Source organism: Nonomuraea turkmeniaca (assembly GCF_005889735.1).
Taxonomy (GTDB): domain Bacteria; phylum Actinomycetota; class Actinomycetes; order Streptosporangiales; family Streptosporangiaceae; genus Nonomuraea; species Nonomuraea turkmeniaca.
In genome coordinates this window covers 15,924-32,665 of sequence record NZ_VCKY01000119.1, presented here as the reverse complement: position 1 = coordinate 32,665, position 16,742 = coordinate 15,924, and the positions used below count along the sequence as shown (strand labels likewise).

Annotated in this window: 12 protein-coding genes; 5 read left to right on the top strand and 7 right to left on the bottom strand. The window is 72.7% G+C overall.

Features of this window, described 5'->3' with window-relative positions:
• On the top strand, positions 1 to 1,431 hold a 1,431-nt coding region (locus ETD86_RS30415), incomplete at its 5' end, for an SbcC/MukB-like Walker B domain-containing protein (protein WP_281286982.1).
• A gap of 67 nt (positions 1,432 to 1,498) precedes the next feature.
• The gene (locus ETD86_RS30410) at positions 1,499 to 2,383 is read left to right on the top strand and encodes an NAD-dependent epimerase/dehydratase family protein (RefSeq protein WP_138669843.1); all 885 of its coding nucleotides are present in this window, start codon (positions 1,499 to 1,501) and stop codon (positions 2,381 to 2,383) included.
• Here ETD86_RS30410 and ETD86_RS30405 read toward each other — a convergent pair.
• Both ETD86_RS30405 and ETD86_RS30400 read right to left on the bottom strand, forming a co-directional pair.
• Positions 2,374 to 2,994: a dihydrofolate reductase family protein gene (locus ETD86_RS30405; protein ID WP_138669842.1), complete on the bottom strand. Its 621-nt coding sequence runs from the start codon at positions 2,992 to 2,994 to the stop codon at positions 2,374 to 2,376. The two genes, ETD86_RS30410 and ETD86_RS30405, sit on opposite strands and share 10 nt — an antisense overlap.
• Before the next feature lie 37 nt (positions 2,995 to 3,031).
• Positions 3,032 to 3,667: an HAD family hydrolase gene (locus tag ETD86_RS30400; protein ID WP_138669840.1), complete on the bottom strand. Its 636-nt coding sequence runs from the start codon at positions 3,665 to 3,667 to the stop codon at positions 3,032 to 3,034.
• Between the two features lie 125 nt (positions 3,668 to 3,792).
• Here ETD86_RS30400 and ETD86_RS30395 point away from each other — a divergent pair, with 125 nt between their 5' ends.
• Positions 3,793 to 5,082, top strand: a complete 1,290-nt coding sequence (locus ETD86_RS30395) for an MFS transporter (protein WP_138669838.1) — start codon at positions 3,793 to 3,795, stop codon at positions 5,080 to 5,082.
• A 151-nt stretch (positions 5,083 to 5,233) separates the two neighbouring features.
• On the opposite strand, the gene ETD86_RS30390 is transcribed toward ETD86_RS30395, so the two are convergent.
• Both ETD86_RS30390 and ETD86_RS30385 read right to left on the bottom strand, forming a co-directional pair.
• Positions 5,234 to 6,739 (bottom strand): carboxylesterase/lipase family protein, encoded by a 1,506-nt coding sequence (locus ETD86_RS30390; RefSeq protein WP_138669836.1) that lies wholly within the window; start codon positions 6,737 to 6,739, stop codon positions 5,234 to 5,236.
• A gap of 177 nt (positions 6,740 to 6,916) precedes the next feature.
• A complete protein-coding gene (locus ETD86_RS30385) occupies positions 6,917 to 8,140 on the bottom strand; it encodes a LeuA family protein (protein WP_138669834.1) in 1,224 nt (407 codons plus the stop codon).
• A 53-nt stretch (positions 8,141 to 8,193) separates the two neighbouring features.
• Here ETD86_RS30385 and ETD86_RS30380 point away from each other — a divergent pair, with 53 nt between their 5' ends.
• Positions 8,194 to 9,471: a citrate synthase gene (locus ETD86_RS30380; RefSeq protein ID WP_246148436.1), complete on the top strand. Its 1,278-nt coding sequence runs from the start codon at positions 8,194 to 8,196 to the stop codon at positions 9,469 to 9,471.
• Here the strand turns inward: ETD86_RS30380 and ETD86_RS30375 are convergent.
• Genes ETD86_RS30375 through ETD86_RS30360 form a run of 3 tightly spaced genes read right to left on the bottom strand, consistent with a single transcriptional unit; the run spans position 9,464 to position 15,060 of the window.
• Positions 9,464 to 12,598, bottom strand: a complete 3,135-nt coding sequence (locus ETD86_RS30375) for a coiled-coil domain-containing protein (protein ID WP_246148434.1) — start codon at positions 12,596 to 12,598, stop codon at positions 9,464 to 9,466. The genes ETD86_RS30380 and ETD86_RS30375 overlap by 8 nt on opposite strands.
• A gap of 42 nt (positions 12,599 to 12,640) precedes the next feature.
• On the bottom strand, positions 12,641 to 13,864 hold the full coding sequence (locus tag ETD86_RS58420) for a hypothetical protein (RefSeq protein WP_246148431.1): 1,224 nt from the start codon (positions 13,862 to 13,864) through the stop codon (positions 12,641 to 12,643).
• Positions 13,861 to 15,060 (bottom strand): hypothetical protein, encoded by a 1,200-nt coding sequence (locus ETD86_RS30360; RefSeq protein WP_138669830.1) that lies wholly within the window; start codon positions 15,058 to 15,060, stop codon positions 13,861 to 13,863. Before ETD86_RS30360 ends, ETD86_RS58420 begins: the two co-directional genes overlap by 4 nt.
• A gap of 190 nt (positions 15,061 to 15,250) precedes the next feature.
• Here ETD86_RS30360 and ETD86_RS30355 point away from each other — a divergent pair, with 190 nt between their 5' ends.
• The gene (locus tag ETD86_RS30355; RefSeq protein ID WP_170223352.1) at positions 15,251 to 16,204 is read left to right on the top strand and encodes a winged helix DNA-binding domain-containing protein; all 954 of its coding nucleotides are present in this window, start codon (positions 15,251 to 15,253) and stop codon (positions 16,202 to 16,204) included.
• Positions 16,205 to 16,742: the final 538 nt, after the last annotated feature.

Here is a 16,742-nt window from a genome sequence, read left to right as displayed (position 1 = left end):
CGCCTGGAGTCCGAACGCACCCGCCTCCACACCCGCCTCACCGCCGCCCACTCGGCGCACGACCGGGACGGCCTCCGGAGTGGGGAGGACTCGCGAGCGGCTTTCGGTGGTGGCGAGGGTGCGCCGGGCGGTCTCGGTGGTGTGGGGTGCGCCGCCACGGGGCAACTGGACGGCGCGGAGGTGCTTGCCGCCGCCCGCCAGGAGTTGCGCAGCCTCCAGGAGTCGGCCGGGCGGGAGCCACGACTGGCGGAGGAGACGGCCAGGCTCGGCCGGGAGCGCTCGGAGCTAGAGGAGCAGGGCCGGAGGGTGGCCGCGCGGCTGGCGGCGTGCCGTACCAGGCATGAGGAGTTGAGCGGTGACGCCGCGCGGCTCGGCGCCAGGCTGGACGCCGCGCGGGGCGACGACACGACGATCACCGCCCGGCTGTCCAGGCTCGGCGACGAGGCCGAGCTGCTGCGTGAGGCGCTGGAGGCCACGCAGGCGGCGGTCGCGGCGGCCGACGAGCTGGCCCGGGCCCGGCAGCAGGCCTTGGAGGCGGCGATCGAGGCGGGATTCGCGGACGTGCCGGAAGCGCAGGCCGCGCACCGGAGCCAGGCGGAGCGGGAGAGCAAGGCGGAGCAACTGCGGCGGCTGGACGACGAGCACGCCGCCGTCACCCGGGCGCTGGCCGATCCCGAGCTGGCTGCCGCCGCGGCCGAGCCGGTGCCGGACCTGGTGGCGCTCGGCGCCGGACGGGACGCGGCGGAGGAGGCGTACACGAGGCTGGCCAGCGCCCGCGACCGCGCCGCGGCGAGGGCGCGCCGTCTGGAGGAGCTGTACGGCGAGTTGTCGGCGTGCGTCGAGCGGTGGCATCCCGCGGCCGACCGGCATCGGCTGGCCGAGCGGATGGCCGCGCTGGCCGGCGGCACGTCCGGCGACAACCAGTGGAACATGAGCCTGACCTCGTACGTGCTGGGCGAGCGGCTGCGGCAGGTGGTGGACGCCGCGAACGAGCGCCTGGACCACATGTCGGCTGGCCGCTACCTGCTGCGGCACGACCTGCGTAAGACGGCCGGCTCACGGGGCAGGTCGGGCGGCGGGCTGGGCCTGCGCGTGGCGGACGGCTGGACCGGCGTCGACCGCGATCCGGCGACGCTGTCGGGCGGCGAGAGCTTCATCACCTCCCTGGCGCTGGCGCTGGGCCTGGCCGACGTGGTCACGGCGGAGGCGGGCGGCGCCGAGATCGGCACGCTGTTCGTGGACGAGGGCTTCGGCACCCTGGACGAGGACACGCTCGACGGCGTGCTCGACATTCTGGACGGACTGCGCGACGGGGGCCGGGCCGTGGGCATCGTCAGCCACGTGGCCGAGCTGCGTTCCCGGATCACCGCCCAGCTCAAGGTCGCCAAAACGCGCACGGGCTCCACGATCGCCGCCATCGGAGTGGGGTAGCGGCGTCCCCAGCCGGCCACGCGGAGATCTACCCTTGACCCGTCGTCGCTCACCTAAGGAGACCCCTATGCGCGTTGTCGTCACAGGAGCCCACGGCAAGGTCGGGCGTGCGGCCGTCAAAGCGTTGATGGAGGCCGGTCACCAGGTGACCGCCGTCGACGTCACCCGCCCGGTCTGGGAGCGGCCCGAGCCGGGCGCCCCCGACTACCAGCAGGCCGACCTGACCGACGCCGGGCAGGCGTTCGCCGTGGTCCGCGGAGCCGAGGCGGTGGTGCACGCCGCCGCTCTCCCCGATCCGACCCACAACCCGCCGCACGTGGTGTTCCAGAACAACCTGATGTCGACGTTCAACATGATCGAGGCGGCCGTGCGGTTCGGCGTGCCCCGGTTCGTGAACATCTCCAGCGAGACCGTCCCGGGGTACTTCTTCCCGGAGCGGAAGTTCCTGCCGGATTACGCGCCGGTCGATGAGGACCATCCGGCCCGGCCGCAGGACCCGTACGCGCTGTCCAAGCACTTCGGTGAGCAGCTCATGGACGCGGCCGTGCGCCGCTCCGACATCAGGTGCATCTCGCTGCGGCCGAGCTGGGTCCAGCACGAGGGCAACTACGAGCGCAACCTCGGCCCAGTGGTCCGCGATCCCGCGCGCGCCGGCGCGGGCCTGTGGAGTTACATCGACGTGTACGACCTCGCGGACGCCATCGTCCTGGCCGCCGAGTCGCAGCTGCCCGGCCACGAGGTGTTCTACATCGCCTCGCCGGACAACGCCGGCGGGCACGACTTCGCCGCGAAGCTGCGGCAGCACTTCGGCGACCAGATCGAGCTGCGGCCGCTCGCCCGGCCGGACGCGTCGGGCATCTCGTGCGCGAAGGCCCACCGCATGCTGGGCTGGAACCCGAAGCGGTCGTGGCGCGACTACCTGGACGAGAACGGGCGCACCCGTCAGCGGTGATAGCGCAGCCACACCAGGCCGTCGGGCAGGCTCTGGGCGGTGACGAGGGTGAGCGGCGCGGCGGCGGGCGCGGAGCCGTACCAGAAGCGGGTGGCGCGCTCGCCGGCCAGGCACGGGTGAACGAGCAGGCTGACCTCGTCCACCAGACCGGCGGCCATCAGCGCGCCGGTGAGCCCGCCGCCGCTGTCGACGCGGACGACCCTGACCCCGTCGTCCCGGCCCAGCGTCCGCAGGGCGGCGGCGAGGTCGACGCGGTCGGCGCCGGTGACGAGTTCGCGTACCGGCCGGCCGGGCGGGCGCGGGGGAGTGAGCGCGCAGTGCAGGGCGACGACGTCGGACCAGTGGCCGGCGTCGCGGAGCGCCTCCCACTGGCTGACCCGGCCGCGACCGTCGACGACGGCCAGCAGCGGGCCGCCCTCGGCCGGGCCGGGCAGCTCGGCCTGCGCCAGAGCCTCCTCCTGGGCGAGGATGGTGTCGGCGCCGGCCAGCGTGAGGTCTTCCTTCCAGGTCTGGGCCAGCTGGTAGAACCTCGCCACATCGGGCTGGAACCCGGTGGTCGCTCCGTCGACGGACACGCCCACGTGCGCCACCACATACGGACGTTGCGCCATGACCTCACCGTACGTCGCCGAGCCGCGATCGGGCGGGTCAGTCCAGGGAACCGAGCAAGTCGGGTAGCAGGGCGTGGTCGTCGAAGAGGGCGGTGGCGCCCAGGCCGTCCAGGCGGGCGGCAGGGGTGAGGCCGCCGGTGTAGGCCAGGCAGCGCATGCCCGCGCTCACCGCCGCCATCACCCCGAACGGGCTGTCCTCCACCACCACGCACCGCTCCGGCGCCACCCCCATCGTGGCGGCCGCGTGCAGGAACAGGTCCGGCGCAGGCTTGCCCACGGCCACGTCCTCGGCGCTGAACACCCGCCCGTCGAACCGCGCCGCCAGCCCCGTGAGCTCCAGGCTGCGGCGGATCGTGACGTGCCGGCCGTTGGAGGCCACGCAGCTGGGCACGGTCAGCCGGTCCAGCGCCGCCTCGATGCCCTTGACGGTGCACAGCTCGGCCTTGACCGCGGCGGCGTACTCGGCGTTGACCTGCTCCCGCCAGCCGGGCGGGGTCTCGCCGACCTGCTCGGCCCAGTACTCGTTGGTGCAGCCCACGAACCGCTCGGCGTACTCCGCCTCGTCGATCGTCCAGCCCAGGCGGCGCAGCGCGGCCGTGCCGACGCGTACGGAGATGGGCTCGCTGTCCACGAGCACTCCGTCGCAGTCGAAGATGACCAGATCGACAGCCAACCGTCGTTCCTTTCCACGAGTGATCCCTTCTGTAACCTATCGGGACACCCGAAGCCATATGACATTGCGCTGGTGATAGCGTCGCCGTATCGCTTCACAAGACGTTAGTCCGCATAGTGAGAAAAATGACGACGACCTCCCCCACGGTCGCGGCGCCGAGCCGGACGAGGATCGCGGCCGCGAGCCTCATCGGCACCGCGATCGAGTTCTACGACTTCTACATCTACGGCACCGCCGCGGCTCTGGTGCTCAACACCGCCTTCTTCCCCGGCATGGACCCGGTGGCGGCCACGCTGGCGTCGTTCTCGACGTTCGCCGTGGCGTTCGTGTCCCGGCCGCTCGGCTCGGCGGTCTTCGGGCACTGGGGCGACCGGATCGGGCGCAAGTCCATGCTGGTCGTGTCGCTGCTGGTGATGGGGCTGTCGACGGTCGCGATCGGGCTGCTGCCCGGTTACGCGGCCATCGGCGTCATGGCGCCCGTGCTGCTGGTGCTGCTGCGGTTCACGCAGGGCATCGGGCTCGGCGGCGAATGGGGCGGCGCGGCGCTGCTGGCCACCGAGCACGCGCCGCCCGGCAAGCGCGGGCTGTACGCGATGTTCCCGCAGCTCGGGCCGTCGGTCGGGTTCATCGCGGCCAACGGGCTGTTCCTCGTCCTCGGCGAGGTGCTCAGTGACGGGCAGTTCGACAGCTGGGGGTGGCGGCTGCCGTTCGTGGCGAGCCTGCTGCTCGTGATCGTCGGCCTGTACGTGCGACTGAAGATCTCCGAGACGCCGGTCTTCCAGGCGGCCATGGACGAGCGGCGCATCGCCAAGGTGCCGTTCGCCGGGCTCATGCGGCACCAGTGGCGGCGGGTGCTGCTTGGGGCCGGGGCCATGACGATCGCGTACACGCTGTTCTACACCGCCACCACCTACTGCCTGGCGTACGGCACGACCGCCCTGAAGATCCCGCGTACCACGATGCTGGCGCTGACCATGATCGGCGTGCTGTTCATGGCGGCCGGGACCGTCGCCTCCGCGATGGTCTCCGACCGGCTGGGCCGCCGCCGCACGCTGATCGCGGGCACGGCCGTGGCCGTCGTGTGGGGGCTGGTGATGTTCCCGCTGATGGAGACCGCGTCGGTGGTGCTGGTAGGGCTGGCGCTGGCGGGCGCGCTCGGGCTGATGGGCCTGATCTTCGGGCCGATGGGGGCGTACCTGCCCGAGCTCTTCAAGACCGAATACCGCTACAGCGGCGCCTCGGTGGCCTACAGCCTCGGCGGTGTGCTCGGCGGCGCGGTGCCGCCGCTGGTCGCCACCAGCATGCAGGCGAGCGGGCTCGGGGTGATCACGATCGGCGGGTACGTCTCCGCGATGGCCCTGCTGAGCCTGCTCTGCCTCCTGGCGCTGCCGGAGACCGGCGACGAGACGCTCTAAACCTGCCGGAATCCGGCCACCTCGGCGGCTTCGTCGCGCTAAGGTGATGCACGATTGCACAACCGCGGTGAACGTGACCGTGGCGCCCACGGCCGCGCCGATGCCCCTGGCAGGCGCGGCCGTACTCATGTCACGGACGCCGTCCCGTCCCTCATAGGCGGAGGAGCGGGGCGAAGGTGTGGTCCTGCCAGAGCCGGCGAGACGTCTCCTCCGGGTAGGTGGTGACCGCCGGTTCGGTGTCCAGGACCTGCGTGCGGCGATGCTCGGGATCGTAGGCGGGCCAGCCGGGGTCGCCGGTGGCGGCGAACGTCGTCCACGCCGTGCGGATGTGCTGGGACAAGGCTTCACCCTCCGGAGAGACCTGATCGCCCATCAGGCCGGCGCCGAGGCCCGCGTCGAAGACGCCGAAGGTGAGCGGGACGTCCAAGCCATGGCAGGCGCCCAGCATCCCGCCCATGCCGGGCGCGGGCCAGGTCAGCTCGTACAGGTGCGCGCGGCCCCCGCCGGCGGCCTGCGCCTCGGCGAGGTGCAGCGAGGGCATGCGGAACAGCCAGTCGGACTGCACCAGCTCGAACAGCTCCCCGGCGTCCGCGGCAGGGAGGGCCGCACGGTAGCCGTCCCCGCCGTCGGGGGCGAACACCCGCAGCGCCGCGGCCGCCTGCTCGTCGGTGACCTGGCCCAGCAGCCCGCCCAAGGCGACGAACAACCGGCACTCGTCGCGGTTGTGGCCGACGATCAGCTCGATGTCCCGGCCGGCGCCATTCGCCAGCGCCTGCCACGGGGTGGTGGACAGCACCTCGCCGTCGACCACGGGCGTGAAGATCGTCGGCGTGTGGGCGACCGCGCCCCAGCGGTCCTCGTACAGGTGCATTTTGGCGGTCACCGCGTCACCGGCCGCGGCCAGCCGGTCGGGCGCGACACCTGACAGATCCTCGGTGGTCGCGGAGAGGCCCAGCTCGCCGGCGACGACGGCGGTGATGTCGGTGGCGAGCTCCGCCGAGAAGAACGTGCCGGGAACGCTTTGGGCGATCCCGCGCTGGAAGAGCCCCGCCGTGCGGGGCATGCTCATCAGCGTGGCGATCGAGCCGGCGCCGGAGGACTGGGCGAAGACGGTGACCCGGCCGGGGTCCCCGCCGAAGGCTTCGATGTTCTCCTGCACCCACTCCAGCGCGGCGACCTGGTCCAGCAGGCCGCGGTTGGCGGGGGCCCCGCCGATGTGGGCGAACCCCTCCATGCCGACCCGGTGGTTGCAGGTCACCACGACCACACCGGCCGCCGCCAGCAGGGTTCCGTCGAAGCCGGGGTCGCCCGACATCCCGAACACGTAGGCGCCGCCGTAGATCCACACCATGACCGGCAGGCCGGCGCCGGGACCGGGCTCCGGGGTCCACACGTTGAGCGTCAGCCAGTCATCACCCACGGGGCCGCCCGTGGACAGGGGCAGCCCGCGCATGGTCCCCTGCGGGGGCGGCGGGCCGTACGCGAACGCGTCCCGCACGCCGTCCCAGCCGGGCGCCCGCTGCGGGGCCGCGAAGCGGGCCGGGCCGACGGGCGGCTGCGCGAAGGGGATGCCGCGGAAGACCGCCAACCCTCTTTCCCTCTGACCTCGGACCGTCCCTGCTGTGGTGGGCACCTCTGGCCCGGCGGATGTGCTCATCGAAGTCTCCTCCACTTGTACGGCTGGCGGGCGACCCAGCCAAACGGTACAAGCGGGCGACGTCGGCAAACAGGCTTGTAGAGCTTCTCGGGGCGTTCGAGTCTGCATTGGTTTCGCTGCCGCAAGGCTCAGGCCGCTCAGGCCGCAGCCGAGATGCTCTACATATCCCTGGTGCCGTCAGTCGGCTTCGTAGCCCGGGAAGAGCAGGGACAGCTCGCGGGGATACGTGGCGACCAGGCGGAGTTCGTCGTCCGTGAGTGGCCGGCCCGTCATCGCGTTGCAGAGCTGGACGAGGCGGAACGCCAGATCCTCATCCTCCGTCACCTCGACCCCGAGCCCGTCCATGACGTGCCGGAACCCGGCCTTCCCGCCGTACTCACCGGTCAGCACCACCCGGCCGCTGCGCGCATGCCAGTCCTCCGGGAACGGGCCCAGCGTCGCCTCGTCGTACAGCTCGTAGTTGCCGTGATCCTTCAGCGCCCCGTCGGCGTGGATGCCCGACTCGTGCGCGAACGCGTTGCGCCCCACCCCGACCTGGTTGTACGGCAGCGGCTGCCCGAACGCGTAGCTCGCCCACAACCCGAACCGGCGCGCCCACGACAGGTCGAGCGCGTCGCCGATCTCGGCGTTCAGCCCGAAGCCGTGCTCGAAGGCCAGGATGGTGGACAGCAGGTCGGCGTTGCCGGAACGTTCGCCGATGCCGTTCACGCACGTGTTGATCCACGCGTCCTGCCCGGCGTCGAGATCGCCGAGCGCGCCCGACACCGAGTTGGCCACGGCCATGCCCAGGTCGTTGTGGCAGTGCGTCTCGACCGGCAGCGCGGTGGCGGAGGCCAGCTTCGCGAAGCGCTCGCGGATCCTGTCGGGCGTGTCGCCGCCGATCGTGTCGCAGTACCGCACCCGATCCGCCCCCGCCTGCTTGGCCGCCAGCGCGAACTCCAGCAGGAACCCGTCATCGGTACGCGAGCCGTCCTCCGCGTTCACTCCCACGGTCAGCGCGCCGGCGTCCTTGGCCACGCGGACCGCCGCCGTCATCTCCCTGATGATCGCATCCCGGTCCAGGCGGCCCCGGAACTTGTTCTGAATCATGTAGTCGGACGTCGAAATGGACAGGTTGTAGTGCTTCAGCCCGAGCGGCGCCGCCCGCTCCACGTCCTGCGGCACGCCCCGGCACCAGCCGGACAACCGCAGCCCGCCGAACGCCCCGGCCTCGGCCAGCGCCACCTGCGCCTTCACGTACGGCACCTCGTGGAAGAGGAACGGGAAACCGATCTCGGACTGCGCCACCCCGAGCCTGGCCAGATAGAAGTTGACCATGGTCTTGCCGAACTTCGACAGGCCGGTGCGCGCGGTCTGCACGCCGTCCCGGTTGGTCACATCGAGGAAATAGACCTTTGGCATACCCTCACGTTGACATGGGCGCTCAACATGGATCAATATTGATTTTCGTCAACATGGAGGCTGAGGTGGAGTGGATCGACGCGGCCACGGCGGCGGAACGGCTCGGCGTCAAACCCGCCACGCTGTACGCGTACGTGAGCAGGGGAGTGCTGCAGCGGCGGCACGGCGACGACGGGCGGCGCAGCCTGTTCTCCGCCGAGGAGATCGAGCGGATCGCCCGGCGCGGACGACCGCGCAGCCAGCAGCCGGAGCTCGCGATCGAGTCGGTCGTGACCTCGCTCGGCGTCGACCGGCCCTACTATCGCGGGATCGACGCGCTGAAGCTGGCCACGACGAGCGACTTCGAAACGGTCGCCGAATGGCTCTGGACCGGCGACCCCGGCGTGCTTCAGCGCTCGCCGATGGGACCGCGGCGACGCGAGCCCGGCCCGGTGGCGGGGCCCCGCAGGCGCGAGCCTGGATCGGCGTCCGGGTCGTGGCGGTGTGAGCCGGGCGCGCTGCGGGCCGCCGTCGCCGCGCAGCGGGGGTTGCCGGATGACCTGCTGCCCCTCGACCGCCTCCAGGTGATCACCACGGTTCTCGGCGCGTCAGACTCCCTCCGCTACCAGCTCGACCCCGCCTCCGTCGCCGCCACCGGCCGCCGCCTGATCGCCGGCCTGGTCGATGCCCTGCCAGAGCTCAGCGAGCCGCAGGGGGACTCGATCGCCGAGCGCCTGTGGTCCCGCCTCAGCCCGCACCCCGCCCCGCCGGCCCTGCTCGACACGGTGAGGGCCGCGCTGGTGCTGCTGGCCGACCATGAGCTGGCCGCTTCGACGCTGGCCGCGAGGGTCGCCGCCTCCGCCAAGGCCGACCCGTACGCCGTGGTCCTGACGGGGTTCGGCGTGCTGGGCGGCCCGCTGCACGGCGGCGCGTCGTACGGCGCCGAGCGGCTGCTCGCCGAGATCGCCGAGCCGGGCCAGGCCGCGCGGGCGGTCGCCGAGCGGGTACGGCGCGGCGAGCGCATCCCCGGCTTCGGCCACAGCGTCTACAAGAACGGCGACGGCCGCGGAGGGCTCCTGCTCGACCTCATCAAGGAGGCCGCGCCGGGACACGAGCGGATCGCCGCGGGCACGGCCGTGCTGGAGGAGATGCGCAGGCGGCGGCTCCCGGAACGCAACATCGACTTCGCCCTCGCCATCCTCGCCGCCGTGAGCGGCATGGTGCGCGGCGCGGGCGAGGCGATCTTCGCGGTCGCCAGGGCCGCCGGCTGGCTGGCGCACGCCATGGAGGAGTACGAGCGGGGCACCCTCCTCCGCCTGCGCGCCTCCTACACCGGCCCGCCGATCAGGTGAGGACCGTCCGGTCGACGTACGCCGCCAGCGCCCGCACCCGGTCGGCGTGCTGGTCATGGCCCACGATCACCGGCGGCTCGTTGTACGGCATCGCGTCCGACGACCGCCGCAGCTTGACGTATTGCCCGCAGGCGTCGATCGCGTACGGCTCCATGTCGTCCTGCAACGCCCCGATCACCGTGATCCCGTACGTCTCGCCGATCCGCCTGAACAGCGCCACCGCCTCCCTGCGGTGCTCCTTGCCCAGGTTGCGGCCCAGCTCGTCGAGCACCAGGCACAGGTGCCCGCCCCCGGACGAGGCGATGGCCGCCGCGCACACCAGCTTGACCGCCTTCTCGTCCATGAGCGCGGTGTTGGCCCGCCGGTTGTACGGCACGAATCCCTGCCCCTCGCCGCGCCGCCATTTCGGCGTCACCCGCCACTGCCAGCGCTGCTCGGGATCGGCGGGCGCGGGCGGCACAGGGAACTCCAGCGTCGCGCCATAGCCGCCGTACGAGGTGTCGAGCTTCTCGAACTCCTCCGCCACCCGCGTGAGCCGCGCCTTGATCGCCGCCGTGAGCGCCGCCCGGTGCACGGCCGTCGACTGCGCCGCCTCCTCCGCACCCCTGGCCGCCGCCGCCAGGTCACGCTGCCTGGAGACGATCTGAGCCTCGATCTGCCGCCGCTGGTGCTTCTCGTACTCCTCCTGACCCCGCAGGTACGACGCCAGCGCCCCGCACACCGCCGCGAACGTCGCCTGCTCCCGCGCCGTGCTCCCGCCCCGCTCGCTCAGCAGGAACCGCAGCTCCTCCGGGATCTCGTCGTCCTCGTTCGGGAACGTGTCACGCAAGGCCTGGTCGAAGTGGCGTTCGGCGATCCGCCACCACTCCTCGGCCGTGCGCGGCCGCTCCTCCTCCGGCAGCGTGTCCAGCCATTGGCGGGCGGTCTCCACCGTGCCGCCCCAGTCGGCGGCCAGCACGTCAAGCCTGAGCGCCTCCCGATCCGCGGTGACCTTCGCCTCCTGGTCGCGGGCCTGCGCCCGCTCGGTCTCGTGCCGCTGCCGCCGGCCCTCCAGCCGTTCGATCTCCATGTCGCGCGTACGGGCGCGGAAATCCAGCGTCCCGGCCAGCCGCTCGGCCTCGGCGACCTTCGGAGCCAGCTCTTCGATCGCCGCGTTCAGCTCGCCCAGCCTGGTCCGCCGCTCGCCCAGCCTCGCCTCGACCTCGGCCAGCCGCACCCCGGCCCTGGCGCCCTCCAGCCGCCGCTGCGCCTCGGCGACGGCCTCCTCCTCATCGCGTACGGCCTGCGCCGCCGTCTCCTGAGCGTCCTTGGCCCGGTGCAGCCGCTGCTCGGCTGCCTTGATCCGGGCCTCCCGCCCGGTCGCCACCCCGTCGAACGCCCCCACGACGCTCACCCCGGCCGCACTGACCAGCACGGACCCGGGCAACGTCGCGAGGGCGGCGGCCGCCGAGGAGAGCTGGCCGGCATCCACGATCACGGCGTGCTCATGCGGCCACCCACGCAGACCGCCCAGCTGCGCGGCCTCCCGCGCCTGCTCGTGCGGCAGGCCTGGCAGGCTGCCCGACTGCGCGGCCTCCCGCGCCTGCTCCGCCACGTCGAGCGCGTCCAGCAGGCCGGTCGCGCCGATGCCCGCCGCCGCGAGCGCGTCGAGCTGAGCCGCCGCCGGGCCGCCCTCCGCGTCATCCAGCGCCGCCTGCGCCGAGGACACCTCCCGATCGGCCACGCCCAGCGCCTTCAGCGCCTCGTTGAGGCGGAGCCGTGCCTCCCGCAGCTCGTGCTCCGCCGCCGGCACGTCACGTCCGTCGGCGAACCTGCGGGTCTCCTCCAGCGCCTGGACCTGGCCGCGCAGCTCATCGGCGGAGTTCTCGGCCACGGCGCGGTCGGCGTCCAGCTTGGCGGCCCTGGCCTGCAGCGCCGCCAGCTCCTTGCGGGCCTGCGACACCTGCCGGTCGAGCGTGTCCTCCCGCAGCGTGGCGATCTCCGCCTTCACCATGGCGATCGCCCCGGCCGCCGTCTCGCCGGCCGCGCGGTGCCGTTGGAGGTCGGTGGCCAGCGACTCGTCCTTGGCCGCCGCGTCGGCCAGCCTGCGCGCCTGCCTGCCCCGCCAGCACCGCAACGCGTCCGCCAGCCGGATCCTCGCCTGATCACGCCGGTCGAACGTCGTCACCAGCGCCTTCGACTCCGACTCGAACTCGGTCAGCCGGTCGGCCGCCTGCGCCGCGCGCACCCGCCTGGCGTGCTCGTCCCTGCGGGCCTCGCGCTCCTGCTCCAGCTCGGAGTCCAGGCCGGTGAGCGCGGCGATGGCCTCGAAGACCCGCTCGGGGGAGATCTCGTTGAGCGGCTGGGAGAGCAGGTTGGTGGCGACCTTGCTGCGTACGGAGGTGGACAGGAACGACACGCACCTGACGCGGTCGCCGTAGAGGACCTTGGTGAGGTCGCGGGCCACCACGTCGCGCCGGCCGGCCGACTTCGGCAGCGACGCCCAGATCTCGTCGGCCCGCGCCACCCGCTCGGCCTCGGACGGGGAGGCCGCCAGGTGCACACCCTCCCGCCAGCGGATCTCCAGGTGCGGGGCCTCCTGGTTGACCCTCAGCCATACGGTGAGACCGCCGCCGGAGGTGTCGGGCACCTCGAACAACTCCCCGTTCGCCTCCTCGCCGTCCGGCCCGCCCAGGACAAGCTCCCCCAAGCCCTCCGCCGCCCGGTACGCGACCGCACCGCCGCCATCCACGCCGCCATCCACGCCGCCATCCACGGCGCCGGTGCCATCAGCACCGTTGGAGGGGACGGGGAAGCCGTCCAGGCCGGGCGGGGCGAAGACACCCACGATGTAGCCGTGGTCGGCGCTCGCCCACTGGCGGGCACCCGCCCCGCTGGCCAGCTCGGCGTTGAACAGCAGCTCCGACACCGCCTTGGCGCCCGACGCGAAGCGCCACTGCTCGTCCCCGAGCAGCGCCGTGATCGAGGCGATGAACGACGACTTACCGGCTCCGTTGGAGTCCTTCGGCCCGGCGCCGGCCACGACGATGAGCGTGCCGGGAACGGTGGGCACCGGATGGGTCGACAGCCGCGAAATGTTGACCGCCTGCACGGCGATCAGCACCCGGTCCCCGACGACGTTCTCCACCTGCGACACCTGTGACCCCCGTAAACCTTCCAGAGAAAATGCTCACTGCGCGGACCTCCGCGCTCGTACGGCCGCCGCCAGCGGCGTGCTCGGCCCGGCCGCCAGGATCAGCTCCTCCTGCAGCCGCCGCCGCGCCGCCGGCGTGAGCCGGTGGAACTGCGGCCCCGGCACGTAGCCGCCCGCCTCCTCACCGGCCTTCACCTGGCTCAGCAGCCCGGCGTGCCGCAGCGTCCTGAGCGCCGCCTCCAGCTCGCCGATCGGGAGTTGCGTGTGGCGGCGCAGCTCGTCGGCCGGGGTGGGATGCGGCGACAACCATGAATCCTCGGGCAGCAGCCCTTCGGCCCTCGGGATGGCCACGGAGTGCACCAGCACCAGCGTGAGCACGGCCCGCTCGCGCACGCCCAGCCGCGTGCTGACGTCCGCGGCGATGAGGGTGTCGTCGTAGCCGGAGGTCCAGTGGTCGCGGTGCTGGATGAGGACGCGCCCGCGCCGGGCCAGCATCTCACCCAGCGTGTGGCGGAGCGCCGGATCGCGCAGAGCGGCGAAGCGGACCTCCTGCACCGGCTCCGCCGCGTGCTCCACCACCATGAACGCCGCCACCAGCTCCGCCCGCCGCCGCTCGTCGTAGCCGCCCAGTAGATCGTCGAACTCCGCCGCGCCCCCCTCGACCCGCACACCGGCCTCCGGAGAAGGGGCGGCCTCGGCGGGGCGGGCGGCGGCCACGATGTCGGCGTCGCGCACCACGGTGAGATCGGGCCGCTCCGGCTCGGGCAGGCGGCGTACGAGCTCCTGGAGCTGCGCGTGCGACTCCACCGGCCACAGGGCACAACGCGGGCCCAGCGCCACCACGCCGTCGTCCACGACGATCCACGCCGAGTCGTGCAGGCGGCGCAGCGCCCCGATCGCCCAGTTGCGCATCAGATCGTCGGTACGGCCGATCAACGCCCGGTACGTGTCCAGCACCAGCTCCACAGGCGCCGGATCCCCCGGCCACGGGTCCATCGTCAGATCCGTCCAGCAACACTTCAGCACGGCGGCCAGGACCCGCCTGGTCTCGCCGGCCCGCTCCACGGGGACGCCCGCCACCTGGTATTCGTCCAGCAACGACGGCGTCACCCCGTCGGGCCACACCGGCACGGCCTGCCCGGTGGCGTCCGGCCACGTCAGGCGGAGCATCCCGGCGGGCGCGGCCACGCCGGCCCCGAGCGACAGCGGCCCGCCCGAACGGGCCCGCACGTGCGCGTCCGGCCCCTCGGCGGCGCTCATGACGTGCGCTCCAGCCAGCCGTGCGACAACCACGCCGGCTCACGCCCGGGATCGACCGTGAGCTCATCGGACCAGGTCAACCGGAAGGGCAGCTCGGGACGGAGGTCGACGGTGGTCAGGTCGGCGAGGAGGCGGCGGGCCGACGGCCAGTCGGGGCCGAGCACGTCGGCGAGCGCCACCCGTGAGGAGTCCCCGAGCAACGACTCGGCCACCGACCTCAGCCGCTCCATCGCCGCCCCGGGCGAGGAGTCGAGCGAGCCGGAAGGCCCCGGGTCCGGCAGGTGGGAACGCGGGGGAGTGGGCTGAGCAGGTGCCGGCCGCGGCGCCTCGTCCACGGCCCGGGCGATCGCGGCCGGATCGTGCCACGGCGCGGGCGCGTCGAACAACACCCCGTCGAGCACGGCGGCCAGCCGCTCCTTCGAGGCAGTCTGCGAGAACGTCCGCCACGTCTCCGTCGGCAACAACGTCAGGTTGCGCGTCGTGCCCGCCGAGTCGGCCAGCCGCCCGGCGGCCCGGCGAGAGGCGTCGCTGTAGGCGTAGATCGCCGCCCGCAGATCGGTGCAGACCCGGTCGAGCTCGGGCCAGCGGGTCAGGATCGTGCCGTGCAGCCCCTGCGCGCGCCGGGCGATCTCCTCGGTGCCCCACAGCTTGGGCGCCTGCTCGCGCAGCTCCTCGATGGTGCCGGTGGTGAGCGTGATCAGCTCCAGCGCCCACAGCCGGAACGCCCGCGCCAGGTTGACCGCGCTCTGCCTAGCCTCCTCCATCGTGGTGCGCGGGTCGGCGACGTTGAGATCCTCCAGCGCCAGCAGCCGGTGCATCTCCGACTGCCCGCCGTCGTCCATCATCCGGCGGATGAACATCAGCCCGACCACACTCGTGAACGACGCCCGATAACGCAGCTGGTTGGGCTTGGGGAACACCTCGCGGATCGCGCCGAGACCCTTGAGCACCCGCAGCCGGTTGTCGAACTGGTCGCTCGGGTAGGCCCGGCAGACGAAGCGCATCTGCTCGTGCGTCAGCCACTCCTCGCCCGCCTCCGCGAACGCCGCGAACAACGTCTCGGCGATGTCGACCAGGGCAGGGTCGTCCACCACGGCGCCGCTGTCGCGGGCCAGCGCGGCGAACATCCGGCGGTAGGTGGACAGGACCGCCTCGTCGGTGAGGACCGCGTCGAGGGTCAAGGGCTGTTCGGACACGCGCACTAAGGTACGGCGTCCGACCGACACTCTCGGAACCCAACGCGGCTACCAGCCGGTCCGCATACACAAGCGACGTGTGGCCGCCAGGGTGATGGCCGGTGATTCTACCCGACGCCCGGCCGCAGCGGCGTCGGGTGCCGCGCCCCACTCGCCTGCGCAGACGTCTCCTCCTACGATGATCCCCGCCATGAGAAGCATCGAGGCACAACTCCTGCACCGCCCGTCCGGCCTGACCGCGGGCGAGATCGTCCACCGCCTGGGAGCGATGCAGGCCCAGGACGTGCCCGCCGCACTCCTCGCCTTCCGCGCCCGCTCGGCCACCCTCACCCCCGCGGACGTCGAGGCCGCCTGGCACGCCCGCGAGATCGTCAGGACGTGGGGCCCGCGCGGCACACTCCACTTCACCCACGCCGGCGACCTCCCCTGGATCCACGCGCTGACCAGGCGCGACACGAACATCCTGCGCCGCCTGCGCGAGGAGGGCGTCACCGCCGGCGACCCGCTCGGGCTCATCGCGAGAACGCTCGAAGGCCAGGGCCCGCTCACCAAGGCCGATCTGGAGGACCGCCTGGCGGGCCGCGCCCACGGCCAGGGGATCGTGGCCCTGGTGGCGCTGGCCGCCTACCACGGCCTGGCCGTGCTGGGCCCGCTCCGCGCGGGCAAGCCCACCTACGTACACGCCGCCGACTGGCTGGGCGCTCCGATCGTCCCCGAACCGGACCGCGAACGCGCGCTCAAAGAACTGGCCGTCCGCTACCGCCGCGCCCACCACCCCGCCACCCCCGAGGACCTGGCCGCCTGGTCGGGCCTGCCGCTCGGCCAGGCCCGCACGGCCTGGCGCCTCAGTGGGGATGAGCCGCCGCCCGCCCGGGAAGGGCCGGTGACACGGCTCCTGCCCGCGTTCGACGAATTCCTGATGGGCTGGCGGAGCAGGGATCCGATCCTGGACCCGGAGTACGCCAAGCAGGTGTTCCCCGGCGGCGGCATGCTGCGGCCGGTCGTGCTGGTGGACGGCGTCATCCGGGGCGTGTGGGGGAGGACGGGCGCGCGGGTGAGCGTGCGGCCGTTCGAGCAACTGCCGGACGGCCTGCTCGACGACGAGCTCGGGGACGTGCGCCGATTCTTCGCAAGGGAGCCGTGAAGGCAAACCGGGGTATCGGGCGTCGTCGCGGAGACGTTCCGCAAGCGCGCCTCTCTGACCCGTCCCCGCCTTCGACCCGCCAGACGGCTCTCCCCGGAGCTGTCCTCCCACAGCCTGGATGCGCTGCTGAGTTTCCTGCGCCTCCCGCGGCCACTGGACCGGCACCGGGCGATGCCCGACGTCGAAGCCACCGGTCATGTGTTTCGCCGTCTGCTGGCCGATGGTCAGCAAGCCGTTGGCGAACGCTGCACCAAGTGGACGCGATCGGCTATATCCCACCTAAAAGCTGCCCCGCCCGCGGGACGGCAAGAGCACCTGTTCTGACATCCACGGTGAACCAGCGGACCCGTCTTCCGAACCGGGCCACCGTCAGCCCAGGTGAAGAACACGTGGTCGACGTGCACACGGCGCTCGGTCGTGCGGTCGTCCGGCCCGGCCGCATTTCGAGAGTCCACCACGGCGCCGTGACGTAACCACGGGCTGGCGTGGGAAATGGACTGAAACAACAGGCAAGTTCCGGACATGTACGGAGTGAAAG

Coding starts and splice junctions, on each gene's coding strand:
- ETD86_RS30395 (WP_138669838.1), top strand. CDS start 3,793: ATGACGACGACCTCCCCCACGGTCGCGGCGCCGAGCCGGACGAGGATC.
- ETD86_RS30405 (WP_138669842.1), bottom strand. CDS start 2,994: ATGGCGCAACGTCCGTATGTGGTGGCGCACGTGGGCGTGTCCGTCGAC.
- ETD86_RS58420 (WP_246148431.1), bottom strand. CDS start 13,864: ATGAGCGCCGCCGAGGGGCCGGACGCGCACGTGCGGGCCCGTTCGGGC.
- ETD86_RS30355 (WP_170223352.1), top strand. CDS start 15,251: ATGAGAAGCATCGAGGCACAACTCCTGCACCGCCCGTCCGGCCTGACC.
- ETD86_RS30385 (WP_138669834.1), bottom strand. CDS start 8,140: ATGCCAAAGGTCTATTTCCTCGATGTGACCAACCGGGACGGCGTGCAG.
- ETD86_RS30380 (WP_246148436.1), top strand. CDS start 8,194: ATGGAGGCTGAGGTGGAGTGGATCGACGCGGCCACGGCGGCGGAACGG.
- ETD86_RS30410 (WP_138669843.1), top strand. CDS start 1,499: ATGCGCGTTGTCGTCACAGGAGCCCACGGCAAGGTCGGGCGTGCGGCC.
- ETD86_RS30390 (WP_138669836.1), bottom strand. CDS start 6,739: ATGAGCACATCCGCCGGGCCAGAGGTGCCCACCACAGCAGGGACGGTC.